Genomic DNA, 26,885 nt, shown 5'->3' on the forward strand with positions numbered 1-26,885 from the left:
AGCCAGAGCCTAAGCCCTGGCAGTTTTTTACTCACCTAAGAAGTATTTTAGATCAGCTTGCGCGTCGCCGCTAATTGGTCTAACGTTAAATTTATCCACTAAGAAATTTATGATCTCTTCATTGAAAAATTTAGGCAAGCTTGGTCCTACGTTGATGTTTTTGATACCAAGACTAAATAGCGCTAGCAAGATGATGACCGCTTTTTGCTCCATCCACATTAGCACGATAGAAACTGGCAGGTCATTTACTGCGATGCCTGTTGCCTCGCTTAGTGCAAGGGCTATTTTAACTGCGCCGTTGCTGTCGTTGCACTGTCCAAGGTCGATGTAGCGTGGTAGCTCGGTGCCTGGGACGTTGCCAAAGTCGATGTCGTTAAATCTAAATTTACCGCAGCTTGAAGTAAGTATCACGCAGTCTTTTGGAAGGCTAGCAGCTAGCTCTCTATAGTACTCGCGTCCCTTGCCAGGTGCGTCACAGCCAGCGATCACGAAAAATCTGCGGATCTTGCCTGTCTTTATCGCATCTAAAATTTGTGGGGCTAAAGTTAGGATAGTCTTGTAGTGGCCGCCAGTTACTAGGCTCTCGTCGCTATCAAAGCCGCTAACGTCGCCGCAAGCTAAAGCGCACTCGATAAGTGGTGTGAAGTCGTCGTTTTCGATGTGTTTTACGCCGTTTGTGCCAGCAATCGAGTAGCCAAATAGCCTATCAGCGTATGTGCAGTTTGAGCGTAGTGGCACGATGCAGTTTGTTGTCATTAGTATCGCACCTTTAAATTCGTTAAATAGCTTAGTTTGGTCAAACCATGCCTTGCCGACGTTGCCTTTTAGGTGGCTATACTTGCGTAGTTCTGGGTATCCGTGAGCTGGTAGCATCTCTGAGTGAGTGTAGATGTTGATGCCTTTATCTTTTGTCGCCTCAAGTAGCGCTTTTAGAGCGTGCAAGTTGTGACCACTTACCAAAATCGCCTTGCCCTCGACCTTGTTTTGGCTCACTCTAACTGGTGTTGGGATACCAAATTTAGCCGTATGAGCCTCGCTTAGCAGGTTCATCACCTCAACGCCAGCACCGCCTACTTCAAGAAGTTGTTTTATGTGCTCATCGAAGTTGAAATTTGAGTTTGTAAGCGTGAAATAAAGCGTATCAGCCATAACGCGATCAACGTTGCTAGTATCAGCGCCAAGCTCGTGTGCGTGGTGGCGGTATGCACTAAGGCCTTTTAAGCCAAAAACCATCGTATCTTGCAAAAGCGCTAGCGTGTCACTCTTGCCACAGGTGCCCATAGGCTGACCCTTTGCACCGCATCCATCCTCAGCGCTCATCTCGCACTGATGGCAAAACATCTTCATATCTTTCATCTTTTCTCCTTGTGAATTTAAAAATTTAAGCGGATTTTATCCTAGGTGGCTAGCCATTTTGGTTGATAGCAGTCAAGGAAAGTTAAATTTAAATTTTAGTTGTTAAATTTAAGATTTTATGATTATGGATATCAAAATATAAATTTGAAATTTGCAAAAAAGAGTTAAAAAAATTTACAAAAAAACGATTTACATTTGAAATTTATTTAAAAGGATGAAAATGAAAAATTTATTACTGGCGATATTTGCCGTCTTTATGCTTTGTGGCTGCGCTCCAAAGGGGATATTTGTGAGTTTGCCAGACGAGCAAGCGCCTTCAAGCATTAGCAAAAAGACAAAAATTTACATCGACAGCGTCAAGGATGTGAGAGCCTTTGAAAACGACCCAAAACAAGCAAGCACCCCATCTTTATACAAGCACAATGTAAATGAAGTTAGCGCAAAAGAGAAGCAAAAATACATCGGCAGGACGAGAAATGGCTATGGCAAAGGGCTGTGGAACGTCATTTTAGAAAACAACCAAAACGTGAGCTCAGTGTTAAGGTCGCGCATAGAGGAGGCCTTTAAGGAAAACGGCTATCAAGTCGTAAAAGACAAAAGCCTAATCGATGAAAACACGCTCACCGCAAGCGCAAGGATAGTCAAATTTTGGTCGTACATATCGCTTGGTTTTAGCAAGGTTGGGCTAAATATGGATATAGACACGCTTTTAAGCGTCAAAGACAAAGAGATAAAGACCGATCTAAAGCGCTCAGAGTTTTATTTTCTAGTGACAAATGATGACTTTTCAAACATCATAAAAACATCTCTAAAAGAATATAAAGAGAAGCTTTCAAAGCAGATAAGCGAGCTAAATTTAGAGTAAATTTTAGGCTAGCTGCTAAATTTATAGTAGCTAGCTTTTAAATTTTTAGGCAAATTTCACTTTTTATAAGGAATTTTATCAACAGCGTTTGCTTTTTTAAAGCCATTTAGCCTTAGCCTACAACTATCACAAAGCCCGCACGCCTCATCCTCGCTCTCGTAGCAGCTCCATGTTAGCTCTATTGGCGAGCCAAGCTCAAGCGACTTTGAGACGATATCAGCCTTGCTTAAATTTACAAGTGGCGTGATGATCTCGCAAGAAAATTCAGCCGACGTGCCTAAATTTATCGCCTCATTTATGCTTTTTATAAAGTTCTCTTTGCAGTCAGGATACCCAGAGCTATCCTCCTCAACCACGCCTATGTAGATCGCCTGCGCTGCTTCTTTTTCAGCAAGCGCAGCAGCGATTGAGATAAATACGCCATTTCTAAACGGCACGTAGGTGTTTGGCACGTCCTTGCTAACGCCATCTTTTCTTATCTGCAGGTTCTTATCCGTTAGCGAATTTCCGCCTATTTGAGCGATGAAGCTAACGTCTAAATTTATCTTTTTAACCACGCCCAGTCGCTCACAGATCTCGTCAAACGCGCGCTTTTCTCGCTTCATCGTCCTTTGGTTATAGTCAAAATGAAGTGCGACCACATCATATCCAGCCCTCTTTGCCATCACAGCGCAAAGCGTGCTATCCATGCCGCCACTCATTATACAAACTGCTTTTTTCATATTTTGCCCTTTAAATTTGCTAAAATTATACAAAAATTTACTAAGGACAAGCCAAAAATGATACTTTGCGAAGAGAGTTATCCAGAAATTTTAGATCAAATTTGCTCATATCTAACGCCTGGTGAAGTTGAGCTGCTTTTTATCAACAAAGATGAGATGAGAGAACTAAATAGATCTGAGCGTGGCATAGACAAAACCACTGACGTCTTAAGCTTCCCCCTTGAGCTTGTCATACACGCCCCACTTGGCTCGGTAGTCATAAACAAAGATATGGTAAAAGAAAAAGCAGCCGAACTAAATCACAGCGAAGAGGCTGAAACTGCGCTACTTTTCACACATGGCTTGCTGCATATCTTGGGATATGATCACGAAAAAGATGATGGACAGATGAGAGAAAAAGAGTGCGAAGTGATAGCCAAATTTGACCTGCCAAAGAGCCTAATCGTAAGAAGTGAAGACGTTAGGCTCATTGATCTAATAAACAAAAAGGGCTGATCTAGCCCCTATTTTAAACACTCTCTTTTTTCGTCTCTAAATTTTCAACTTTTGGCGCAAAAGCCTTGTTTATCTTTCTTATCCAGATAATAAGCGAGATAAATAAGATGAAGTAAAGCACGTAGCTAGCGATAGGCCAGCTGGTACTTGTGCCGCTATCTTTTATAGAGATCACGTTTCTAAACTCATTTAGCATAGAAATTCTATATCCGTAGTACTTGATAGTGACGTTGTTGTCGCTATTTGCAAAGCCTTGAGCCTTGGCTTGGATGTCGGCTGAGTTAAATTTAAAATAAAATGGAAATCCCCACGCCGTATCTTCATTTCTATAAGCCATAACTTTTTCGCCGTTTTTCGCATCTTTTGCGTAGATAAAATAGACATCTCTAACAGGCCCGTCGGCTGGGTTTTTAGCGTCTATTATGCCATCTTTGTCCATGCGTTTTACGTCGCCACCAGTTATCTGCACGCTTGCATAGTGTGGGAATGAATAATCGACCACAAGAGCTAAAAACAGGTGCAAAAGCACGACAAAACTAACGCAAATTCTTTTTATAAATTTGATCATTTCTATCCTTTAAATTTGCGCTATTTTATGAAAAGATAGCTTAAACAAAGGGGCAAAACGCCCCCATAAATTTAAGCCTTTTTGTTAAGCATAAATTTTAAAAGCTGAGCAAAGAAGCAGATGCCACCGATTATCAAGATCGTGTCGCCAAGCATCCTTAGCCATCTTAAATTTTGCAAGTGTGACTGCTGTAAAAGCTCAGCACTTCTAGCATACCACATACCTTGATCTAGGCTTGCAAATGCCTGATAGATGCCTATTGGAAGAAGTGAAAGCACGATCATTAGCATAAGTCCTGCATTTAGCCCCCAAAAGCCAACTTTCATCAAATTTTCATCAAATTCTTGCCCTTTATATAGATAAGTAGCCACGAGCCAGACAAAGCCAAGTGCCAAAAATCCATAAACGCCAAATAGCGCTGCGTGTCCGTGAACTGGCGTTGTATTTAGCCCTTGGATGTAAAATAGCGAGATCGGAGGATTTATCAAAAATCCAAAGACACCAGCGCCTAGCATATTCCAAAAGGCAACTGCGATGAAGCAGTAAAGTGGCCATTTAAGCGTTTTAGCCCAGCTTTGAGCAAACTGAAGTTTGTAGTGCTCATACGCCTCAGCGCCAAGAAGCACCAAAGGCACGACCTCAAGCGCTGAAAAGCTAGCGCCAACTGCCATTATAGGCGTTGTAGTGCCTGCAAAGTAGAGGTGGTGAAATGTGCCTGGGATGCCGCCTATCATAAAGAGTGACGCACTTGCAAGCGTTTGAAATGTCGCAAATCTTTTTGAGACAAGACCCAGTGAGACAAAGACAAAGGCGAGTGAAGCCGTCGCAAACACTTCAAAAAAGCCCTCAACCCAAAGATGCACGACCCACCAGCGCCAGTACTCCATCACTGGCAATGGACTTCTTTGTCCATAAAATAGCCCTGCTCCGTAAAATAAGCCAACCGCAACCGCTGACATAGCAAAGATAGCTAGTAAATTTTTATCGCCTTTGTTTTTAAACCCACCTGCAAATCCACGAAGAAGCAGAAGCATCCAGATGACAAGACCGACAAACAAAATGATCTGCCAAACACGTCCAAGATCGATGTATTCATATCCTTGATGTCCTAGCCAGAAGCTTAAATTTATAGGCATGATGTTTGCGATAGCTAGATACTCACCAGCAAAACTGCCAACTACAAGGATTAGTAGCGCATAAAAGAGCAGATCAACGCCAAGCTTTTGAAACTTTGGATCCTTGCCGCCATTTATGATAGGGGCTAAAAATAGTCCAGCCGCTAAAAATCCAGTCGCTATCCAAAATATGCTAGCTTGTATATGCCACGTTCTAGCAAGTGAATATGGAATGTAGGCTGATAAATTTATGCCATAAAATTCCTGTCCTTCGACCGTGTAGTGAGCTGTAAAGCCGCCTATTAAAATTTGAAACGCAAATAGAGCTAGCGTGACAAAGAGATACTTTTTAAGCGCCTTTTGTGACGGCGTTAAATTTAGCTTTTTAAGCGGATCTTCGCTAATTGGCTCAAGCTTTTCATCATCTTTTTTGCCATAAAATGAGCTAAACCAAACAAGAAGTCCAACTCCTGTTAGAAGTATCACGACGCTTGCAATCGACCAAAAGATATTTTCGCTTGTTGGCACGTTATCAATTAGAGGTTCGTGCGGCCAGTTGTTTGTGTAAGTTGCCTCGCTACCAGGTCTGTTTGTCGCTGTCGCCCAGGCTGACCAGAAGAAGAAGTTGTTTAGATCAGCTCTGTCGCTTGCACCTGGGAGCGTGTTTTCTTTCATCGCATAAGCTTCTCTTAATGATTTAAACTTAGGATCATCTCCAAAAAGAGCAGCATACTCGCTAGCTACTTGACTTATCGCCTTTAGCCTATCAGTGCTTAGCACAAATTTATCGTCCTTTACGCTATTTTCTCTATACTCTTTTTTAAGCAAAACCTTTAAATTTGCCTTTTGCTCGGCGTTTAGATCGGCGTATTTTAGATGATAAATTTCATCAGCTTTGATCTCTAAAAAGGCAACTAACTCTTTGTGAAGCCAGTCCGCACTCCAATCAGGCGCTTGATATGCCCCGTGCCCCCAAACAGAGCCAACTTGCATACCGCCTATGCTTTGCCAAGCCTCTTGACCTTTGTAGATACTCTCTTTATCGATCACGACCTTGCCATTTTCGTCAGTGAAATTTACAACTGGAGGCGAATTTCTATAAACATCAACGCCGTAGTAGCCTAAAATACTAAAGCAAACTACCAGCACAGCAACAAGTGCGAGCCAGTATCTTTTGTATTCACGCATCAATTCTCCTTTTTTAAAATTTAGGAGAAAGTTTATCTCATTTCAAAATAGTGACTAATGACATATGTCAATAAAAAGAGAATATTTATCCTATTAGCTTTATATGAATTTACAAAATATGCAATTTTTTCACAATGAACATGCAAATTTTACATAACATTAATGTAAATAGCAGTAATATACCAACCAAACTATTTCACACGAAAAAAGGAAAAAATATGCAAATGAATTTCATGCACAAAGTGGCTAAAATAGGCCTTGTTGCTTCACTTTTTGCTGCTCTTAGCCTAAGCGCTGCTGAGTCTGCTAGAAGCATCACAGATATGAAAGGCGTCAAAGTAAGCGTGCCTGAGAAGGTCGAGAAGATCGCTGCACTATGGAATGCAAACAACGAGATCATCCTAGCACTTGGCGGTATGGATAAGGTTGTAGCCACAACTGATCTAATTAAAACCAACAAGTGGTTTGAGCACGTCTATCCAAAACTTAAAAACTTACCAGCTGCACTAAACGGCAAAGACCTTCAGATCGAAGAGCTTGTTAAGCTTGCACCTGATGTTATCGTGGTATCAAGCAAAAACTACCAAGATGAACTTATCAAAAATGGCTTTAGCGCGGTAAATTTGATCTTTAGAGACTATCCAGATATGGAGAAAAGCATCTACGCAACAGCTGAAGTTATAGGCACTGATGATGCTAGAAAAAAAGCTGAAAAACTTGCTAATAAAATCCATGATAACTCTGAGTTTGTAACAGCAAGAACAAAAAACATCCCTGACGCTAAACGTCCAAAAGTACTTCACCTTCTTGGCGGAGCGAATTTGCTAAAAATTGATGGTACAAACACTATCCAAAACACTTGGATCAAGCTAGGTGGCGGTGTAAATGCTATCAATACTGAGGGCTCAATGATCGAAGTTAGCGCAGAAGAGATCATCAATGCAAATCCTGATATCATCATCGTTGGCGGCAATGACACAGATGCACAGATCAAAAAGATAAAAGAGCACCCTGCATTCTCTGGCTCAAATGCTGTTAAAAACGGCAAAGTTTATGGTAACCCAAAAGGTGTATTTAGCTGGGATAGATATGGCGCTGAAAACGTGCTTCAAATTTTATGGGCAGCAAAGACTATCCAACCAGATCTATTTAAAGATGTCGATATAAAAGCAAAAACAAAAGAGTTTTATAAAGAGTTCTTAGGTCACGAGCTTACCGACACAGAGTATGGCTATATCTTAAAAGGCCTAAATCCAGACGGTAGCAGCAAGTAAGATATGAAAAACGCAAATTTTTCAATAGTTGTTATCTTTTTAGCTCTACTAACGCTTCTTTGCGCCTTTGTCGCACTTGGCGTTGGTAGATTTTACATACCTTTTAACGACGTCTTTAGCGTGCTAGCTCACAGCTTTGGTTTTGGAGATGGCGCAGCTAGCAACATCACAAACGTGATAGAAAATTTACGCATCCCGCGCATCATCGCAGCCATCCTTGTTGGAGCCGCTCTTAGCGTGAGTGGTGCGGCCTATCAAGGCGTCTTTAAAAACCAGCTAGTTAGCCCTGATCTTCTAGGCGTCTCAGCGGGCGCTTGCGTGGGAGCTGCCACTGCTATCATCTTTGATCTATCGCTATTTTGGGTGCAGGCTTTTGCCTTTGGCTTTGGCCTAGCAGCCGTTGCTATCACTCTAGCCATACCTAAGATGATGGGGCGCGCGAGCACGCTTATGCTGGTTCTTTCTGGTATCATCGTAAGTGGCCTCATGGGATCAATCATCGGCTTTTTAAAGTATGTCGCAGACCCTGAGACAAAGCTACCTGACATTGTTTATTGGCAGCTTGGTAGCCTTGCTAAGCTTGATAGTGACAACTTAAAATACATAGCCCCTGTGATGATCATCTGCGCCATTTTACTTATCGCCATGAGCTGGCGTATAAATTTACTATCTCTTGGCGACGAGAGTGCAGCTAGACTTGGCGTAAATGTCTCATTCGAGCGCGCTGTCATCATCATCTGTGCTACGCTTCTTACAGCATGCAGCGTCTGCATAAGCGGCATAGTCGCTTGGGTGGGACTTCTCATGCCTCACTTAGCGCGCATGCTAGTTGGCGCAAATAACATAAAAAGCATGCCTGCAAGCATATTTATGGGTGCGATATTTTTGCTATTTGTCGATACTCTAGCGCGCAGCATAAGCGTGAGCGAAGTGCCTCTTGGCGTACTTACTGGCTTTATCGGCACGGTATTTTTCGTCTGGGTTTTATGGCGAAATAAAAAGGTTGCATGATGCTTGAAGTTAGAAATTTAAACTTTAGCTACCCAAATGGGGCTGGCAAACTAGAAAATGTAAATTTAAAGATAGGCGCTGGGGAAATTTTAACCATTCTTGGTCGAAATGGAGCTGGCAAATCAACAACTCTTGGGCTAATAAGCGGCTCGCTAAAGCCAGTTTCTGGCGAGATCTTTCTTGATGGCAAAAACGTAGATAGCCTAAGCAACAAAGAGCGCGCTAAGATCATGGCGTACGTGGCTCAAAGCGAAGTCACAGAGTACGACTACACTGGACTTGAGTTTATCACGATGGGTCGCGCGGCACACCTTGGTATCTTTGCAAGACCTAGCAAAGAGGACGAGGAGATCGCTAGAATTTACACTAAAAAGCTTGAGATCGAGTATCTTGAAAATCGCTTCATCACACAGATGAGTGGCGGTCAAAAGCAGATGTGTATGATCGCTCGTGCGATGGCTGCGCAGCCAAAGATGATCATATTTGACGAGCCAACGAGCGCGCTTGACTTTGGCAACCAGTATAAATTCCTACGCACCGTCAAATGGCTAAAAGAGCTTGGCTACTCGGTCGTGCTAACCACTCACAACCCTGACTTTGCCGTGCTTCTTGGCGGATATGTGGCACTTGTAAAGGGTGATGGCGAGGTTGGATTTGGCACGGTTGACGAGATCATCAGAAGCGAAAATTTAAGCAAGCTTTACGGACTAAATTTAAACGTGAGCTACATCGACGAAGTAAAAAGAAACTGCTGCCTCACTTATCCACTATAAATTTATCTGCTCTTAATTTTTAAGGGCAGATCACTCGTTTTATCTAAAAAATTCTACTTAAATTTACTAACCATAAATGCTAAAATGCAAAATAAATTTGAAAGGATAACAATGGCTTACCCACTACTAGGTACAAAGATCGTGATCGATGAAGAAAAGGTTTTAAGAGAGAAAAAGTATAAGCTAGATGTGATCTATGAATATTTAGACAAGCTTGCCAAGCAGTGTAACTTGATCAAGATTGATAAAAATACCTTTCACGCAAAAGGTGATGAAAATGATTTGGCGAATTTAGGTCTATTTGTTTATAAACACGCCATTAAAAACGAGTGGATAACTAAAAATGTAAAAGAGTGGGTTTGGATTAGTCAAAAAGATGGTGATAGCGATATAATTGGCGATAATATGGGAGTTTGGGAGTGAGCGACAAAAAAGAGCAAATTTATCCCGCCATATCAAATTTTCATGTAAATTTTAAAAAGAGCCTGCGAGAGATTAGATTTTGCTAGCTAAGATAAATTTAGGTATAGCGCAAAAGTAAAGACGTTTTTAAACCCTGAGCCATTTTTTATCACTGAGAACCTAGACTGGTTTGTTAGCAACCTTTTTTAACAGCAATATTGAAAAAGACAAAATCGGTCGCGATAAAGCTAAATCAACCCGCGTAACAGTTGCCATTTTCTATCAAATTTAAAACTAGCCATAAAAGCTTGCGCCCTCATCTTAAATTTGACGCAAATTTAAATCCTCTTAGCCAAAAATTATCTACTCTAAATTTAACGCAACCCACAAGATCAAATTTGAGCTTTATTTTTAAGCTCAGCTACTCTGGCCTTTGCAGCCTGCGTGATATCATCCTCGTAGTCGTAGAAGTTAAAGGTCGCTCCGTGCTGAAAAAAGCCGTTTAGTATATCGCCGCTTTGGCGGTTTTTCAGATCAAGCTCGGCCACCTTAAAGCCGTCATTTGTCGCGCAAAATTCCTTTAGCCTAGCTGGCGCCTCTTTTAGCTTGGTAAATAAAAAGCAGTATCCATCGCCGCCATTTCGCCCCACTCTACCGCGCAGCTGATGAAGCGTGGCAAGCCCCAGCCGCTCAGCGCCCACGATCACTATCGTATTTAGCCTTGGCAGCGAGATACCCACCTCAACAACGGTGGTTGAGAGCAAAATTTCGCCCTCTTCTCTAAACCGCCTTAAAATTTCCTCTTTCTCTTTGTCCTTGCCGTGCGTGACGAAGACATTTTTGAAATTCTTTAGCCAAAAGCCCTGCGCCTCGCTTAGACTTTGGTAGTTTGAGCTCTCGCTGCTCTCGACTAGCGGATAGATGATGGCTACTTGAAAGCCGCCTGCAAGCTGCTTTTTGATGTGAGTTAGCAAAAAGCCAAACTCACTAGCGCCTAAAATTTGGCTCGTTATATTTTTCTTAAACGGCATCTGCTTTAAAAAGCTAAAATTTACGATCTCAGACTGGATTAAACTTAGCGTCCTTGGTATTGGCGTAGCTGAAAACTGCACGAAATTTGCCCGCTCGTCCTCGCTTGAAGCAAGCTCCTCTATCTTTTTGCGCTGGTTTGAGCCAAAGCGGTGCTGCTCATCAACCATGACAAGCGGCGAATTTGGCAGCTCGTGAAAGAGTAGCGCATGCGTGCCAACGATCAAATTTACCCCGCTAAAGTCTATCTTTTTCTCCCCGCTTCGCACCAGCATCACATTCATAAAAGGCGGCAGCAGCCTCTTTGCTTCATTATAAATTTGCTCGCTTAAGATGCTTGTTGGCGCCATCAAAATGGCACTTTGCGGATAGACGCTAAGAGCAGCTGCTAGGATCACAAGCGTCTTACCACTTCCCACATCGCCCATTATGACGCGCCTTTTTGCCTGCACGGCGCTAAGGTCGTCTCTGATGTCATTTATGGCGTTTATCTGATCGTTTGTCGGCGTAAATGGCAGGCTCTTAAGCCAAGAGCTTATGTCAAAAAGCTTGATCTTTGGGCTTTTAAAGTAGGTTTTTTTGGCACTTAGCTTTTTTATGTAGTTAAAAATTTCTACAAATTTTAAAATTTCTAAACCCTCGCCCTCGTTTTTTAGGCGGTATAAAATTTGCACGCTTTGCTCATCTAGCCTTTGCAGATCGGCTAGAAATTTAGCCTCTTTTTCGTTTAAACCTTCGGCCATTAAATTTTGTAAATTTAGATATTTTAAGATGAGTTTTTTTAGCTCCTCATCTTTTAGCTCGGTCTTAAATTTAGGCACGATCTGACCTATTTTTGTGGTGATTTTTGGATTTACGATCTGCCACGAGCCAAAGGCGTAGGAGCAAAGCCCATATATCGCCATCTCTTTGCCCACCTTAAAAGCGCCGTAGTGCCAAGATTTTGCGTTAAAAATGACGATCTTTACGCTACTTTGCCACTGCTCGCAAAAGGCAAGTGCTGTCAGCATGCCAGGGCGCGAGGCGAGCGAGGTGATCTTTACATTTATGCAGACCTGCCCTTCTCTTGGGCTTTTGGCGATAGTCGTATCCTCAAAGCCCTTTGGTAGCACAAGAGCAAGGTCAAGCAGGCTAAGCACGCCTATTTTTAGAAGTTTTGCTCTGTCACTTGCTTCAAATTTCATTTTTTAGGACGCAAAAACTTAGCTGATTGATCTCTGCGTGGGCTTTTATAAAGCTATTTAGCTCGCTTAGCGAAAGGGCTGAAATTTTATCAAGGTCCTTTAAAAATGCCCCAAGCTCGCCATGCTCATAAAACTCGCCCTGCGCGATATCAAGGCGCTTAAATAGCGTCTCAAGTCTAAGCGGCAACGAGCCAAGTAAGAATTTCTTCGCCTGCTCAAGCTCGGCCTTGCTAACGCCTTTTTTACTAAATTTTAAAATTTCCTCTTTTATAACGGCGATCGCTTCATCTTTTTTCTCATTTTTTGTCTGCATGTAGCCATAAAGCTGGCTGTAAGAGAGATTTAGCAAATTTCTAGCGTAGGCGCTGTATGCAAGCCCTCTTTTCACGCGGATCTCCTCCATGAGCCTCGAGCCAAAGCCACCCTCGCCTAAGATAAATGTCGCCACTGCGGCCTTGTATTTCTCTTCAGGCTTTACATCAAATGGCGCGCCAAAGTAGATGTAGGCCTGTTCGCTTTGCCTGATGATCTCGCTGCTTTCGCACTTGTCACTTGGGCTAAAGCGCTCTAGCTTTCGCACCTTGCCAGGTTTTAGGATCTCTAAAACGCCAGCAAGCTCTTTTGTCTGTTTCTCGTCGATGTCACCACCAAGCACGCAAAGTAAATTTGAAAGGTCTAAATGCTCGTTTAAAAATTTGCTCACATCTTCAAGCGTGATCGCTTTTATGCTCTTTTTAGTGCCGATACTAGGCTCTGAAAGCACGCTTTTTGGGTATAAAATCTCAAAAAGTCCCTGCCTTGCCACGTAGTCAAAGTCGTTTTCATTTGCTGCGATCTCGCCAAGTGTGACGGTTTTGCACCTATTTAGAATTTCTTCTGTTAAATTTGGAGCTAGCAGAAGCTCTTTTAGCTTGCCACATGCAAAGACAAAGTGCTCTTTTAGGCAGTTTAGATCGATGCAAAATGTCTCAAAGCCGCAGCTTGCATTTAGGCTAATCGCCCGCACTTCAAGCTCTTTAGCGAATTTAGCCGAGCCTAGCTTCATATCGCCCTCGTTTAGCAAATTTGCACTTAGCCTTGCAAGGCCTGCTAGCTTGCCATTTTGCGAGCTGCCAGCTGCTTTGAAAACTAGTTTTAGGCTCACTACTGGCATTGCTTTTGAGCTTTCAAAAACGACTGGGATTTTTACATTTTTTACATTGATATCTAAAATTTTCATCTAAAATTTCTCCAAAATATCGTAGTTTGTGTTGCGCTTAGCTGGGATTTCTCCGACATCTTTTATAAGCTCGATCATCTGGTCTTGATTCATCCTAAAGCTAGCCCCTGCTGCCTTTACGACGTTTTCCTCCATCATCGTGCTGCCAAGATCATTTGCGCCAAAAAGAAGCGCAAGCTGGCCTACGTAGCTGCCCTGCGTGACCCAGCTGCTTTGGATATTTTTAAAGTTATCCAAAAAGAGCCTTGAGACCGCAAGAAGCCTTAGATAGACGTTTGAGCTTTGCTTTTTGATCTCTGGGAATTCTTGCATGAGCTTTGTATTTAGCCCTTGAAAGCTCCAAAGTATAAATGCTCTAAATCCAGCCGTTTCATCTTGTAAATTTCTGATATGCTCCCAGTGCTCTACGATCTCGCGAGTGCTCTCAACCGTGCCAAACATCATCGTCGCAGTCGTCTTCATGCCAAGCTCGTGCGCCTCTTTGTGTATGCGAAGCCAGTCTGCAGTGTCGCACTTTTTAGGGGCGATGATGTCACGCACTCTGTCACTTAAAATCTCCGCTCCAGCCCCTGGCATCGAGTATAAGCCCTTTTCGTTTAGGCGTCTTAAGACCTCTTTTGTAGAAATTTTTGAAACTCTTGCGATGTAGTCGATCTCAACGGCAGAAAAGCCATGTATCGTGATGCTTGGATAGTGCTTGCTGATGTAGCTTACAAGCTCCTCGTACCACTCGATCTTTAGCTTTGGATGAACGCCACCTTGAAATAAAATTTGCGTGCCTCCAATGGCGATTAGCTCCTCGATCTTCTTGCCGATCTCCTCAAAACTTAGCACGTAAGCGTCCTCTTCTTTTGCGTGACGGTAAAATGCGCAAAATTTACAATCCACCCAGCAGACATTTGTATAGTTGATGTTGCGATCTACGATGAAGGTCGTTATGCCCTCTGGATGAAGCTCTTTTTTTCTAGCTAGCGCCATCTTGCCAAGCTCGTGAAGCGGTGCATTTTCTATAAGGTCGATGGCTTCATTTACACTAAGTCTTTTCAAATTTAACCTTTTATTTTGCTTATTTTTGGGCGAGAGTTTAGCCAAAAATGCTTTTAAATATGATAAATCAGGCGTTATGAAAAATTAATTTTTAAAGGCTAAAATGTGAGAAATTCTTTAAAGGAGCAAGTTATGAAAAAGGTTATATTTGCCGTTATCTGCGGGCTATTTTTAGTTGGTTGTGCCAAAAACGAGCCAAAACCAGCCAAGCCTCAAGGAGCAAGTTGTGGATGTGCTCATCATCAAAAAATGATGCAAGAAAATATGCCAAGCTGCCCTCATCATGGCATGCAAGGTGCGATGCATGAGCAAATGCCGGCAGGCTGCCCAGCCCACGCAAAATAGATAAAGTGCCAAATGGCACTTTATTTTAATATAACCTTGTCGCCTTTAGTGCCTAAAACCTGCACTTTCTCGCCGTTTTTTAGCGCTCCGTCATACTTCCAAAAAGTGCCTTTAAAATAGACCATATTCTCTCTGATCTCGCCAACACCTGGCTCGTCTAAAAACTCCTCGTTATAGCTCTCTTTTTTAGCCATAAATTTACTCTTTAAAGGCGCCTTTAAGAGCGCAAGCAAGATAAATGCAAGCACTAAGACGGCTAAAATTTGAAAGCTCCACTCAAAACTAAAGCCAAAATTTACCGCCCCAACGATGATAAAAGCGACGCCAAAAAAGAGCAGATAAAATGAAAATAGCATAAGCTCAGCCACGCATAAGAGCGCGCCGATGGCTATCATTATAAAAGGACTTATCACGCCTTATCCTTAGCTAAGAAATTCTTTAAAACGCTAAGTGAGCCAATTAGTTCAGTCGCCTCGTAAGGGACTAAAATTTTATCTTTTGAGCTATTTTTAGCTAGCTCGCTAAATGCCCCGACCCTGTCACGCGCAAGCAAAAATTCAGCCGCATTTGCGTTTTTGCTCATGCTGTCATTTATCATATCCATAGCCTCTTTTTGAGCCGTTGCAATGGCGATTTGCTCGTATTTTTTCGCATCAGCCATACGCTCGATCGCCTCTGCTTGAAGCACTTTTTCTTGTTTTAGCGCCTCTGCGTTTCGGATGAGTGCCTCTTTTTCAGCCAAGGCTTTTAGCTCGATCGCGCGCTTTTCACGCTCAGCTTTCATCTGCATATTCATCGCCTCTTCAATGCCAAGCGGGACAGAAATTTCAGAAATTTCAACCCTCATGATCTTTACGCCCCAGTTGCCAGCAGCATCGCCAAGAGCCACTTGAAGTGCGGCATTTAAGCGGTCACGAGAGCTTAGTGTATCGTCAAGGTTCATAGCACCTATCTCACCACGAAGCGTTGTCATGGCCAAATTTGCAATGGCGCGCTTGTAGTTATCTACGTTATAAACCGCCATTTTTGCGTCAAAAACCTTTAAAAAGACGATGCCATCGACGCTAATATTAACGTTATCTTTTGTGATGACTTGCTGTTTTGTGATATCAACAAGTTGCTCTTTTATAGTTATGATCGCCCTTATCTGATCGACAAATGGGATGATAATGTGAAATCCCCCGTCAAGCACCTTGTGAAATTTACCAAGTCGCTCGATCAGCAAGTTATCTGCTTGCGACACGATCTTGATGCCAGCTTTTAAAAACAAAAATGCAAAAATGACCAAAACAACGACTAAAACGCCAAATGTCTCAACTTGCATCTTCTCTCCTTTAATTTATAATTTGTTATTTTCTTAAGTATTATAATACATTTTTAAATTTTATTTTCAAAAAGGATCAGCATGAAAAATTTTATCTTTGCACTAAGTGCGGCTCTACTTTTAGCAGGTTGCGCTACGTCAAACCAAAGCGCGAGCGTCCCACAAGGCAAATGTGAAGTAAAAGGCAGTTGCATGGCTCCAGTAAGCAGCATAGAGGGCACTTACAAGGCATTTTTACCTTGCGCTAGCTGCATGGGCATAGACTCAACCCTCACACTAAAAAAAGACGGCACATTTGAAAGTGTAATGAACTACAAGTCAAAAGACAACTACAAAGCCGTTAGCAAAGGCAAATACTCTATAAAAAATGGCGTCATCACAACCATTGATGAGTATAAAGAGAAGAGCTTTTATAAGATCGATGGAGAGAGCCTAAAGATGCTTGACATGGATCAAAAAGAGGTCACTGGCGAGCTAAAAGACAAATACATCTTTAAACGCGTAAAATAAATTTTAAAGGCAAAATGATATAATTTTGCAATTTTTAAGGAGTTGCAAATGAAATATCTTTTTGCCATACTTATCTCATTTTTCATCATCGGCTGCGCCAAAAATGAAAATCTAAAGCCACAAAATCAAGAGCAAACACAAAAAACAAAAGAAGAAAAACCACTAGTTAGAGACGAAAAACCTAAAAAATCAGAAAAACTAATACTTTCAAACTCTATCTACACGAGCTACTACACCACCTTGCCATGCTCAAACTGCGAGGGCATAAAGACCATCCTAACTCTAAATAAAGACAAAACCTACACAAAAACTATGCTTACGATGGATAAGGCTGCCACCTTGGTAGAAAAAGGTGGCACATTTGATGTCGATGAGAGCGCTATCGTGCTAAAAGATGAAAGTGGTGCACTTAGCTACTTTGTGCCAAACAAAAACTCACTTCTTCAGCTTGATGATAAGAAAAATAAACGAGTTGGCGTGCTAGCTCAAATTTATAATTATGAGCCGGTAAATAGGGCTTATAAAGAGAGTTTTTTTGCTAGATTTTCTAAATTTAAAGACAAAAATGGCTTTTTAGAGCTTGTGCTTGTGCCTAGTAAAAATGGCGCAAAGATAAGCTTTTACTCATCGCTAAAAGATGGCTCATCACTTTGTAAATTTAACTCAGAGCTGCTTTATGACAAGGGCATTTTTTACCTTTTGGATGAAAAAGGCGTGGCTTTAAGCGTGCATAAAACCGCTAACGACATCTTCATAATCGCAAATGATAAAATTTGCAAAAATGCTCACATAAGCGGACACTACAAAAGAGAAAAAGGTAGATCTAGCCTCTTTGGCAAGGGCTTTTTTGCAAAACTTACAAACGAGTCAGCAAATGCTGATGTGATGAAATTTTATGGCGCAAAAAACATAAAAAGAGACAATACTAAAAAAGAAAATAGCTACATCGTCACAAGCAAAAACGAGAGAATTTTTGAATACACCTTGCTAAATGGCATCATTACAAGCATTGAAATTTACTCAAACGAGTTTAAAACTCCTGAAAATATCAGCCTAAAATCAAATTTCAAAGATATAAAAAACGCCCTTGTCATCTCTAAATTTCAAAGCGATGCAAACAATATCTATCTAAAAATAGACAGCCACGACATGCTTATAAAGCTTAAAAATCCGCTCGCACAAGAGATAACAAGCTTAAGCCAGATCCCAGACGAGGCGCAGATAGAACAGATAACTCTGATGTGGAACCAGTAGCTTGAAAGAGTATCTTAAGCTTTTAAAGGACGAGAGAAATTTCCGCCTTTTAAGCACCGTCCAGCTCATGTGCTACTTTGGTGTGTGGTTCTCGCACACTGGGATTTTCACGCTACTTATCTCGCTTGACGCTCCTGTGTGGGCGCTCACGCTAAGTGCGGCGATGGCGTTTATCCCAGGTGTCGTCATCGCCCCGTTTAGTGGCATTTTGGTTGATAAATTTAGCCCAAAACCGATGCTTGTTATCATGATGGCGGTTGAGACCATAAGCGTTTTTATGCTGCTTTTTATAAATTCGCTTGATTATTTATGGCTACTTTTGTTTATCATTTTTATTAGAAACGGTGTTGGCGGGATGTATTTTCAAGTCGAGATGAGCGTGCTACCAAAAATTTTAAGCAAAGAGAGCCTAAAGCTTGCAAACGAGATCCACTCTATCATCTGGGCGGTCTCATACACTGCTGGCATGGGGCTTGCTGGCGTTTATATACACTTTTTTGGCATCAAAAGCGCCTTTTTGCTCGACGGAGCTCTTTATCTTTGCAGTTTTGGCTTTTTATATCTTTTAAAGCTAGACGAGCTAAAGCCAGAATTTATAGAAAAACCTCTAAAAATGCTCAAAAATGGGCTTAAATACCTAAAAGAAAATAGACTCATCGTGCATCTTATATTTTTGCACGCCTTTGTTGGCATCACCGCTTATGACGCGTTGATCGCGCTTTTGGCTGACTATAGATACGCAAATTTACTCTCAACCTCGCTAGTTATTGGCCTACTAAACGCCTCAAGGTCGATCTCTCTTATGTTTGCGCCAGCCTTGCTTAGTAAATTTATGAATAAAAAAACACTCATCTACATCTACGTCGGTCAAGGGCTTGGCATCATCATCTGGGCACTATCTTTGCGAAATTTTTATCTCTCGCTAATTGGCATCATCTTTGCAGGATTTTGCACGTCAAGCCTTTGGAGCTACACCTACACGCTGCTTCAGCAAAACTGCCAAAAAGAGTTTTACGGCAGAGTGATCGCGTATAACGATATGGTTTTTCTTGGATTTAGCGCACTTATCTCATTTGCGATCGGCTTTTTATATGAGCTTGGACTAAGCGTGGAGATGATCGCAACCTTTATGGGAAGCCTCTTTTTCGTTGGGGCCTTTTACTACCACGTAGTTTCAAAAAGGTATGAGATAAGGTAGTTGCGTCTAAATGGCTAGAAATCCAGCCATTTATATTTGCTTACTTTCTAGCAGCTTTTACCGCTTCAAGTAGCTCTTCAAAGCCTGCTTTACTTGAGTGCTCGACATCTTTTAGTATCTCGACACCTGCTAGATGCCCCTTATCTTTGTCAGCAAAAATCGCCATAGCCTTATCTAGTCCGTGATGGACATTTTCGTGGTGCGCAGCTATGCTTGAGAGGGTTCTTGGATCTTTTATGATGGTATTTTTCACATCCTTTTCATACCACTTGCCAAATCTACACTCATGCACGTCTTGAATTTTATTTATCTCGCCAAGAAGCACGCCTCGGTAGCCATTTAGCTTCATGTTGATGTGATCTATCTTGCCGTTGCTTACATTTACTTCGTTTGTGACATTTAGAGCTTGATTTAGGATGTTTTGCGTGTTGGCATTTACGCTTGAGATGTTGCCCTCAAAACCGCCTAAAATTTGCATCGCATTTGCTGAAATTTTAGAAAAACTCTCGCTCATTTCGATCATCGTATTTGCACTTTGCTTAAGGCCATTTATATTTACTTCAACCTCAAGTGTAGCCTTTTGCGTGCGCTCTGCAAGCTTTCTAACCTCATCTGCAACGACTGCAAAGCCGCGTCCATGCTCGCCCGCACGAGCCGCCTCGATAGCAGCATTTAGTGCTAGCAAATTTGTCTGATCTGAGATGTCTTTTATGAGATTTATGATCTCAACGATAGAATTTACGCTTCCATCAAGCGAAGAAGCGTCGTTTGAGAGATCGCCACTCATCTGGCTTACTTGCTCGATCGAGCTTAAAATTTCAGCCGTTTGAGACTTGAGCTCGCCTGTCTCTTTGAAGGTTTTTTCATTTAAATGGTTTATATTTTCAAGCATTTTTAGGTTTTCTTCGATGGTTGATTGTAAGAAATTCATACCATCTTGATAGCTAGTAAGCAGCAAATTTACAGCCTCTTGCTTATCCTTAGCTTGCTCTTTTGGCTCGCAAGTTTTGGCATTTTTTAGCTCATTTTTAAGTGCTAAAATTTCAGCCTTTAAAGCTTCATTTTCTCTCTCTAAAGCTTCATTTTTACTACCAAGCTCTTTACTTTTGCTGTCAAAAAACATTTTTCATCCTTTAAAATTTGTAAATTTTGCGTAATTATAATTAAATTTTTACTAGATGCTTGTAAATTTTAAATTTTGTTTTATATTTTTTTCTCTTTAAACCACTTTTTAATTTCACCAATCCAATCTAGATTTTTGGATTTTGGATTATTATTTTTAGCTATTTCAACATATCTTTTAGCAAATTCTATTTTTCTTTGTCCACTATCTTGATCGAAGAATTTTTTTAATACTTCTTGCCCACTTGTTTTTAAGTCAAAACAAAAATACGAATTTAGAGACTTGTCTTTAAAATTCTTTTCATCTTTAAGTATGGCTACGATATCTTGGTCTTCAGTATATGTTTTTAATGTTTCAATAAAAACAATACCGTCTAAACAGTCCTCTATTTCCGTTTTCATTTCATAGTCATTGCTACTTACATCAACCAAAGACGTTTTTTGATCATTACTTTTATTTAAAATTCTTTTCGCTACCATATGGTCTTTGCATTTGCTATCACAAATAAGTTGCTCCCTCTTACCGTCACTATCTATTAAACAATATATTTTACCCTTTATGTTATCTTTTTCTGACATTGGTAGTTTTAAATACTCGTAAATTTTTATAACTTCGGAAGCTCCGCCTACTGGCAATATTCTTAAATTATTCCTTTCTACTAAATCTTTAAAATAGAAGTCAAAATAAATTTTATCAGAGCTGCCTTCGCAAATTAGCCAATTATATGGTTCATCGAGCCTTACTGACGAAACAATTGATTGGACCAAGTCATAAACACTTTTAAGCTGAACATCATCAGGCATTTGAGCATAGTCTTGCTTATTAATCTGTTTTAATTCCTCTCTATAGTTATACAAATCAAATGTATTAAAGTTAAATCTAATATTTTCATTCATAGTTTTTTTAGAAAGAAAGTGAGCATTTGCATTCATTGCAACTGGCAAGAATCCATACCAATGTGTAGTAATTATAACTTGTGCCTTACTTTGAGAAATCCTTATTAATTTTTCAAATTGAGAAAAATTTTTAGATAAATTTAAAGACGACTCTGGCTCATCTACGGCAAGTATAATTTCTTTATCGTCTATAGCTTGACTATCTAATAAAGCTGTTGCAACATCTATAAGTGACTGCCTTTTTTCTCCTGAACTTAATCTGTCTGCTTTTATTTTATCGCCATCTATTATTTTGTGTAATATTCTAATTGAAAAAAATAACTCTATAACCTTATCTATTAATTCTTTCATAGTAATATTGGTTCTATTTGACGGGCTCTTGTAGGCATAAAGATTTAAAAGTTTTTTCTCCAAAATATCAACAAAGTTATTCAAATCTTTGTTGATACGCTTTAGATTTTTCTCTTCGATAATGTTTGTTATTTTAGTACTAATATCTGTTCCAATTAGTTTTTGCATATTATCAGTCTCGAGTTTTGTAAACTCTTCTATCCCGGCTTCAACAGGCATATAAATATACGAATAATAACTTTTAATTATGCTGTTTAGTTTCTCAAATTTTTTTCTTAACTCTCTATTTTTACTATCTTCATTATCCTCTTCATTGTCGTTTTCTTGACTACTATAGTCTAAGTTAAATGCATTTGCAATTAAGCCATCAAATGATCCAAAATATGATTTTTCACCTTTATCATAGCCTATTCCAGAAATAACAAAAAAATGGGTTTCTTTGTATTTATTAGCAATAATTTTTAAATCATTTTTAATAAAGTCGACAACATCTTCATGTATACCCTTTGGTAGCTTTAAATCATCAATGTTGTAAAAGTATTCACTAATCTTTTCTATATTTTGAAGAGTTTCATCATCACCCTTTGTTAATAATCTAACTTTATTTTTTTCAAGCAAGTTTAAAATAACTATGTAAGGCCTACCTGGTCCAGAGAGACTAACTCCTTTATGGTAATTCCACTCTCTGCCATTAAAATATGTGTCGAGGGCTTCCAAAATTGAGCTTTTTCCTACACCGTTGTCGCCAATATAAGCTATAAAATTATGATTGGTGGTAACAGGTATATATCTAATTCCATTGTATATCTTGTAATTCTTCAATAAAATTCCGACAATCATTTAATTTCTCCTTTATTTTCCAACCAAGCCTCCAAAATTTCTATCTGCTCCTCCACACTTTTATTTGCCGTGCCGCCTTTTGAAGTGCGCGCCTCTTTTGAAGTATGAAGATCTAGAAATTTAATGGCATTTTCATCTAAATTTTCATCGACACTTTTTAGCTGCTCTTTGTTTAGCTCGCTTAGATCAAGCCCCAAGCTTTCAGCCTTTGCCACAGCCTTGCCGGTGATAAAGTGCGCCGTTCTAAATGGGATATTTTTCTCACGCACTAGGTAGTCCGCCAGATCAGTGGCACTTAGATGGCCTGTTTTTGTCGCTTTTAGCATATTTTTTTCATTAAATTTAGCTGTTTTTATCATCTCATTTAGGATAGTAGCCGAGCTTAAAATGGTCGCAACGCTATCAAAAACGCCCTCTTTATCTTCTTGCATATCTTTATTGTAAGCAAGTGGCAAGCCTTTCATCGTAGTTAGCAGCGCTACTAAATTTCCATTTACACGCCCGGTTTTGCCACGTATGAGCTCAGCGACGTCTGGATTTTTCTTTTGAGGCATGATGGAGCTGCCCGTGCTATAAGCTTCACTAATGCTTACAAAGCCAAATTCCTGCGAGCTCCAGAGTATGAGCTCCTCACAAAGCCTAGAAGCGTGCGTCATAAAAACGCTAATGTTAAATAAAATTTCAAGCGCAAAGTCGCGGTCGCTCACGCTATCCATCGCATTTTGCGTGCAACCTGCAAAGCCAAGCTCGTTTGCAACGATAGTTCTATCTATCTTGTGCGGCGTGCCAGCAAGGGCTGCTGAGCCAAGCGGACTTAGGTTGTTTCGCTCATACGAGCTGACAAATCGCTCAAAATCCCTCTTAAACATAAACGCGTAGGCTAGCAAATGGTAGCTAAGGCTTACTGGCTGGGCATGCTGAAGGTGCGTGTAGCCTGGCATTAGCGTATCTTTGTGGTTTTTGGCTAAATTTGTAAGCGTGGCGATGATCTCTTTAATGAGTGAAGAAATTTCTAAATTTTTCTTCAAAACATAAAATTTAAAATCAAGCGCGACCTGATCATTTCTGCTTCTAGCTGTGTGAAGTCTGCCACCAAGCTCAGCTCCGATGATCTCGCTAAGGCGCTTTTCAACCGCCATGTGGATATCTTCATCCTCTATCTTAAAATCAAATTTACCAGCCCTTATCTCAGCCAAAACCTCATCAAGCCCCTTTATGATCGCCTCTGACTCGTCTTTTTTCAAAATTTCGCAAATTCCTAGCATTTTAGCATGCGCCTTACTGCCAGCGATATCCTCTTCAAAAAGATTTTTATCAAAATTTATAGAAGCGTTAAAATCCTCAAGCAACTTCGAGCTAGCCTCGCTAAATCTGCCCTCCCACATCTTTTTATGCGCGTTTTCATCTTTTTTCATAGCTTTGCCTTTGATTAATTTTGCGTGATTTTAACAAAATGGTGCTTAACTAGGCTTTTACGAGCATTTTAAAAATAAATTTTTTGATCAAAAAAGTGAAATGTAATATAAAAATTATGTTAGAGTAGTAAAAAAGTTATATATATAATTTACATTTAAGGTTATTAAAATATAATTCGCCCAGCAACTTTTTAAAAACTATTTCAAGTTTTTTGATTTATTGCCGATATAGTTTTAAATGAAGAAATAAACTAAAAAGGAAGGACGATATGCAAATAGATGCAAATATGAACTCAAATGTTTTCTATCATAACGGCTACACATCTATATCATCAAGTAGCGCTAAAACCAGCATATTAGTATCTTCTGGCTATGGTACAAAAGATATCGTTAGAAGTAATGATGTGCATGTCGAACAAAGAGAAGAGGTTAGACAAAAACCTACAATTATTAGAAAAGAAGATGTCACAGAGTTACAAAAAAATTTAGAAAAATTACAAGATCAAAGAAGCGATATAGCTGATCAAATTTCAAGCATCCAGCACCTGAAAGATCGTGATTCTATGCAGATGCTTCATCATCTAAATTTAGAACAATCAAGCATTCAGAATAACATTTTAAGTATTAAAACTCAGATGACAGAAATGGTACAGGCTTAAGACTAAGCCTTACCGATAATAGTTTTTAAAACCAAACAAAAATCCTCTAAAAAGTATCCCATTGACTTATAGAAGTTACTGCTAGCATTTTGTTCAAGCTCTTTTGCAAGTTGCTCGGCATAAGGTAAGAAAAACGAGAGGCTAAAAGCAGCAAGAAGCTGCATAGACTCTTTTGTCGCCTCTTTTTTTAAGATATTTGCTATCAAAATGAGCTGATTTGAGATGCTATCAACCTCACCCATTTTCGGCACAAAATTTATAGCCTTGTAAAATTGCGCCAAATCGTCTTTTGCGCTTGAGAAATAGTAGCTTGCTTCAAATTTTGCCTTCAAAATGACAAAATCATCACACAAGGCCGCACTACTCTCATCTTTGATAAATTTAGCGTAAAGCTCATTTCCTTTTGCATTCGCATCGCTCTTTGTCTGCGTTATCCACGCATTTGTCTTTTTGATACGCATAAAAGATGAGACACCCAAGATACCATTAAAATTTGTAGCAAGTGCAGCCGCTACGACACTGTAAAGCTCTCCAAGTCTCAAATTTAATCCTTAAGCTTCAAATATCTAAGTCTAAGCGCGTTTAGCACGACAGTAACCGAGCTTAAGCACATTGCCATCGAGCCGTAAACTGGGCTTAAAAGCACGCCAAAAATAGGATAGAGCACGCCAGCAGCCACTGGTATGCAAATGGCGTTATACATAAATGCCCAAAACAAATTCTCTTTTATGTTAGCAATAGTCGCATTTGCAAGCTTTACAAGCCCGCTTACGCCACGCAAGTCGTTTTTTACAAGCACGATATCACCAGCGCCTTTAGCGATGTCTGAGCCTGAGTTCATAGCGATACCAACGCTTGCTTCTTTTAGCGATGGCGAGTCGTTTATGCCATCTCCCACAAAGATCACGCCACCTCGGCTCATTAGCTCTTTTACCTTGTTAAATTTATCCTCAGGCAGCATGTTTGCGTAGTATTCGCTCACGTTTAGGTTGCTAGCGATATTTGCCACTACTTTTTTATCATCTCCTGATAGGATCACACTTTGTAAATTTAGCCTTGCAAGCTCGTTTATAACGCTATTTGCCTCATTTTTTAGCTCATCGCTTAGCGTTAAAAATCCGCTAAATTTTTGATTGACCGCGCAAAGTATGACGCCGCTTCCATCATTTGTAGCCTCTTTTATCGCTTTACTATCAGCTTCATTTAGCAAAATTCCATTTGCCGCAAGTAGTTTTTCGTTGCCTATTATTATCTTATTGCTTTCATCTTCATAGACGATGCCTTGACCAACTACGTTTTGAAATTTGCCATTTAGCTTTTGTAAATTTATGCAATTTTGTTTTGCATATCTTACGATCGCCTTTGAGATCGGATGCTCGCTTAAATTTTCAGCAGACGCCACTAGCTCCAACTCTTTTTCACTCAAATTTGAGCTTTTGACGCTGATTAGCCCCTTACTTAGCGTGCCAGTTTTGTCAAATGCTACAAATTTAGCATCTTTTATCAGCTCTAAAACTTCTGGGTTTTTAACCAAAATTCCAGCTTTTGCGCCACGCGCGAGGGAGCTAACTATTGCTATTGGCGTGGCAAGACCAAGCGCGCATGGGCATGAGATGATAAGCACGCAGATCGCGCAAGAGATCGCATAGGCGAAATTTCCACTAAAAATTATCCATATCAAAAATGTAAGAACTGAGATCGCCACGACGCTTGGCACAAAGATATTTGCTATCTTATCAGCCAGCCGTCCGATAGGCATCTTTTTAGAGCTAGCGTCGCTTAGCAAGCTTAAAATTTGAGATAGTAAGCTCTCGTAAGAACTCTTTGTTACCTTGACGCTTATGTAGCCATTTGTGTTTAGAGTGCCGGCAAATACGCTATCGCCTACCTCTTTATAAACAGGCAAGCTCTCTCCTGTAAGCATAGAAGCGTCGATCTCAGCGCCACCTTGGACTATCACGCCATCACTTGGGACGTTGTAGCCATTTTTTACGATGACGATATCGCCTACTTTTAGCTCATTTACATTTACCTCTTTGCTCTGTCCATCTGGCATGACCAAAAAGGCGGTCTTTGGTGAAATTTTAAGTAGTGTCTTTAGGTAGTCGCCTGCCTTTGCCTTTGAGCGCTCTTCAAGGTACTTGCCAAGCAAAACAAAGGCTATAATCATCGCCACGCCTGAGACATAGACGTTTTTTAGATCATCTGGGATGAAATTTGAAAAGATCACAACAAAAAGCGAGTATAAAAATGCACTGCCGCTTCCAAGAGCTACAAGCACGTTCATATCGTAGTTTTTGTTTTTTACTGCCTCTATGGCGTGTGCAAAAAAGTCTTTGCCGCTAAAAGCTAGAACCAAAAATGCTAAAACTAGCATCAGTAAATTTACTAGCATATTGTGAGGTGCGAACATCTCAAGCGCCATTATCACGATGCTTGCGATAAATGCAAATATAAATTTGTTTCTTATCGAGGTTATATGCTCGTCTCTTTTGGCTTCAAATTCATCGATATTTGTCGCCACAAAGTAGCCAAGCTTCTTTATCTTTTGCTCTAAAACCTCACGCACGCTGGCGTCTTTTAGGACAAACTCACCGCTTGCATTTGCGAAATTTACATTTGCATCAAGCACGCCATCTATCTTTTTAGAAACCTTTTCAATAGCATTTGAGCAATTTACGCAGCTCATTCCCGCTATATTTAGCTTGACTTTTAAAGGCAT

General features: G+C 40.4%; 25 protein-coding genes and 1 pseudogene. 11 read left to right on the top strand and 15 right to left on the bottom strand.

The window, feature by feature from the left end; translation table 11 throughout:
• Positions 1–27 precede the first annotated feature (27 nt).
• Positions 28–1,356: a hydroxylamine reductase gene (gene hcp, locus CVS81_RS02180; RefSeq protein WP_002940097.1), complete on the bottom strand. Its 1,329-nt coding sequence runs from the start codon at positions 1,354–1,356 to the stop codon at positions 28–30.
• Between the two features lie 220 nt (positions 1,357–1,576).
• Between hcp and CVS81_RS02185 the strand changes: the two genes are divergently transcribed.
• A complete protein-coding gene (locus CVS81_RS02185; RefSeq protein WP_107964954.1) occupies positions 1,577–2,221 on the top strand; it encodes a flagellar biosynthesis protein in 645 nt (214 codons plus the stop codon).
• A gap of 56 nt (positions 2,222–2,277) precedes the next feature.
• Here CVS81_RS02185 and queC read toward each other — a convergent pair whose 3' ends face one another.
• Positions 2,278–2,976 (bottom strand): 7-cyano-7-deazaguanine synthase QueC, encoded by a 699-nt coding sequence (gene queC / locus CVS81_RS02190; RefSeq protein WP_107964955.1) that lies wholly within the window; start codon positions 2,974–2,976, stop codon positions 2,278–2,280.
• 24 nt (positions 2,977–3,000) lie between these two features.
• Between queC and ybeY the strand changes: the two genes are divergently transcribed.
• The gene (ybeY, locus tag CVS81_RS02195; RefSeq protein WP_107964956.1) at positions 3,001–3,438 is read left to right on the top strand and encodes an rRNA maturation RNase YbeY; all 438 of its coding nucleotides are present in this window, start codon (positions 3,001–3,003) and stop codon (positions 3,436–3,438) included.
• A gap of 13 nt (positions 3,439–3,451) precedes the next feature.
• Here the strand turns inward: ybeY and CVS81_RS02200 are convergent, their stop codons facing one another.
• Positions 3,452–4,006, bottom strand: a complete 555-nt coding sequence (locus CVS81_RS02200) for a DUF1523 family protein (RefSeq protein ID WP_107964957.1) — start codon at positions 4,004–4,006, stop codon at positions 3,452–3,454.
• Positions 4,007–4,077: 71 nt separating this feature from the next.
• Complete coding sequence (locus CVS81_RS02205) at positions 4,078–6,309, bottom strand: nitric-oxide reductase large subunit (RefSeq protein ID WP_107964958.1); 2,232 nt, start codon at positions 6,307–6,309, stop codon at positions 4,078–4,080.
• A gap of 218 nt (positions 6,310–6,527) precedes the next feature.
• Between CVS81_RS02205 and CVS81_RS02210 the strand changes: the two genes are divergently transcribed.
• The 4 genes from CVS81_RS02210 to CVS81_RS02225 all read left to right on the top strand — a co-directional run bounded on the left by CVS81_RS02210 (position 6,528) and on the right by CVS81_RS02225 (position 9,790).
• Positions 6,528–7,583, top strand: a complete 1,056-nt coding sequence (locus CVS81_RS02210) for an ABC transporter substrate-binding protein (RefSeq protein WP_107964959.1) — start codon at positions 6,528–6,530, stop codon at positions 7,581–7,583.
• A 3-nt stretch (positions 7,584–7,586) separates the two neighbouring features.
• Complete coding sequence (locus CVS81_RS02215) at positions 7,587–8,594, top strand: FecCD family ABC transporter permease (RefSeq protein WP_107964960.1); 1,008 nt, start codon at positions 7,587–7,589, stop codon at positions 8,592–8,594.
• A complete protein-coding gene (locus tag CVS81_RS02220) occupies positions 8,594–9,367 on the top strand; it encodes an ABC transporter ATP-binding protein (RefSeq protein ID WP_103569852.1) in 774 nt (257 codons plus the stop codon). The genes CVS81_RS02215 and CVS81_RS02220 overlap by 1 nt, the downstream gene beginning before the upstream one ends.
• Positions 9,368–9,478: 111 nt before the next feature.
• Complete coding sequence (locus CVS81_RS02225; protein ID WP_021086379.1) at positions 9,479–9,790, top strand: hypothetical protein; 312 nt, start codon at positions 9,479–9,481, stop codon at positions 9,788–9,790.
• Between the two features lie 371 nt (positions 9,791–10,161).
• Here the strand turns inward: CVS81_RS02225 and recG are convergent, their stop codons facing one another.
• Genes recG through CVS81_RS02240 form a run of 3 tightly spaced genes read right to left on the bottom strand, consistent with a single transcriptional unit; the run spans position 10,162 to position 14,248 of the window.
• A complete protein-coding gene (recG, locus tag CVS81_RS02230; RefSeq protein WP_107964961.1) occupies positions 10,162–11,982 on the bottom strand; it encodes an ATP-dependent DNA helicase RecG in 1,821 nt (606 codons plus the stop codon).
• On the bottom strand, positions 11,972–13,201 hold the full coding sequence (locus CVS81_RS02235) for a M16 family metallopeptidase (protein WP_107964962.1): 1,230 nt from the start codon (positions 13,199–13,201) through the stop codon (positions 11,972–11,974). Before CVS81_RS02235 ends, recG begins: the two co-directional genes overlap by 11 nt.
• The gene (locus CVS81_RS02240) at positions 13,202–14,248 is read right to left on the bottom strand and encodes a dehypoxanthine futalosine cyclase (protein ID WP_035145231.1); all 1,047 of its coding nucleotides are present in this window, start codon (positions 14,246–14,248) and stop codon (positions 13,202–13,204) included.
• Positions 14,249–14,380: 132 nt separating this feature from the next.
• Between CVS81_RS02240 and CVS81_RS02245 the strand changes: the two genes are divergently transcribed.
• Positions 14,381–14,593: a hypothetical protein gene (locus CVS81_RS02245; RefSeq protein WP_021084729.1), complete on the top strand. Its 213-nt coding sequence runs from the start codon at positions 14,381–14,383 to the stop codon at positions 14,591–14,593.
• Between the two features lie 20 nt (positions 14,594–14,613).
• Here CVS81_RS02245 and CVS81_RS02250 read toward each other — a convergent pair whose 3' ends face one another.
• Together CVS81_RS02250 and CVS81_RS02255 are read right to left on the bottom strand one after the other, a co-directional pair.
• Positions 14,614–15,006, bottom strand: a complete 393-nt coding sequence (locus CVS81_RS02250) for an NfeD family protein (RefSeq protein WP_107964963.1) — start codon at positions 15,004–15,006, stop codon at positions 14,614–14,616.
• On the bottom strand, positions 15,003–15,917 hold the full coding sequence (locus CVS81_RS02255) for an SPFH domain-containing protein (RefSeq protein ID WP_009294606.1): 915 nt from the start codon (positions 15,915–15,917) through the stop codon (positions 15,003–15,005). Before CVS81_RS02255 ends, CVS81_RS02250 begins: the two co-directional genes overlap by 4 nt.
• 81 nt (positions 15,918–15,998) lie before the next feature.
• Between CVS81_RS02255 and CVS81_RS02260 the strand changes: the two genes are divergently transcribed.
• From CVS81_RS02260 to CVS81_RS02270, 3 genes are read left to right on the top strand one after another with little or no spacing between them, the layout of a single operon-like run.
• A complete protein-coding gene (locus tag CVS81_RS02260; RefSeq protein WP_107964964.1) occupies positions 15,999–16,427 on the top strand; it encodes a copper resistance protein NlpE in 429 nt (142 codons plus the stop codon).
• 48 nt (positions 16,428–16,475) lie between these two features.
• On the top strand, positions 16,476–17,681 hold the full coding sequence (locus CVS81_RS02265) for a copper resistance protein NlpE (RefSeq protein ID WP_107964965.1): 1,206 nt from the start codon (positions 16,476–16,478) through the stop codon (positions 17,679–17,681).
• A 1-nt stretch (position 17,682) separates the two neighbouring features.
• Positions 17,683–18,879: an MFS transporter gene (locus CVS81_RS02270; protein ID WP_107964966.1), complete on the top strand. Its 1,197-nt coding sequence runs from the start codon at positions 17,683–17,685 to the stop codon at positions 18,877–18,879.
• Positions 18,880–18,919: 40 nt separating this feature from the next.
• On the opposite strand, the gene CVS81_RS10170 is transcribed toward CVS81_RS02270, so the two are convergent.
• The 4 genes and pseudogenes from CVS81_RS10170 to argH form a co-directional block, all read right to left on the bottom strand.
• Positions 18,920–19,228 carry a CZB domain-containing protein gene (locus CVS81_RS10170; RefSeq protein WP_375338548.1) on the bottom strand — a complete coding sequence of 103 codons (309 nt, stop codon included), beginning with the start codon at positions 19,226–19,228 and terminating at the stop codon, positions 18,920–18,922.
• A gap of 57 nt (positions 19,229–19,285) precedes the next feature.
• Positions 19,286–19,591, bottom strand: a pseudogene (locus tag CVS81_RS10175) (methyl-accepting chemotaxis protein); the annotation flags it as partial.
• Positions 19,592–20,082: 491 nt separating this feature from the next.
• Complete coding sequence (locus tag CVS81_RS02280) at positions 20,083–22,089, bottom strand: AAA family ATPase (protein ID WP_107964967.1); 2,007 nt, start codon at positions 22,087–22,089, stop codon at positions 20,083–20,085.
• Positions 22,086–23,504, bottom strand: a complete 1,419-nt coding sequence (gene argH, locus CVS81_RS02285; RefSeq protein ID WP_107964968.1) for an argininosuccinate lyase — start codon at positions 23,502–23,504, stop codon at positions 22,086–22,088. Before argH ends, CVS81_RS02280 begins: the two co-directional genes overlap by 4 nt.
• 269 nt (positions 23,505–23,773) lie before the next feature.
• Here argH and CVS81_RS02290 point away from each other — a divergent pair, with 269 nt between their 5' ends.
• Entirely contained in the window at positions 23,774–24,163 is a 390-nt protein-coding gene (locus tag CVS81_RS02290; RefSeq protein WP_012001374.1) for a hypothetical protein, read from the top strand.
• A 2-nt stretch (positions 24,164–24,165) separates the two neighbouring features.
• Here CVS81_RS02290 and CVS81_RS02295 read toward each other — a convergent pair whose 3' ends face one another.
• Together CVS81_RS02295 and CVS81_RS02300 are read right to left on the bottom strand one after the other, a co-directional pair.
• Positions 24,166–24,705, bottom strand: a complete 540-nt coding sequence (locus CVS81_RS02295) for an oxidoreductase (RefSeq protein ID WP_107964969.1) — start codon at positions 24,703–24,705, stop codon at positions 24,166–24,168.
• A gap of 2 nt (positions 24,706–24,707) precedes the next feature.
• Positions 24,708–26,885 (bottom strand): heavy metal translocating P-type ATPase, encoded by a 2,178-nt coding sequence (locus CVS81_RS02300; RefSeq protein WP_107964970.1) that lies wholly within the window; start codon positions 26,883–26,885, stop codon positions 24,708–24,710.

This window comes from Campylobacter concisus (genome assembly GCF_003049065.1).
Taxonomy (GTDB): Bacteria; Campylobacterota; Campylobacteria; order Campylobacterales; family Campylobacteraceae; genus Campylobacter_A; species Campylobacter_A concisus_BE.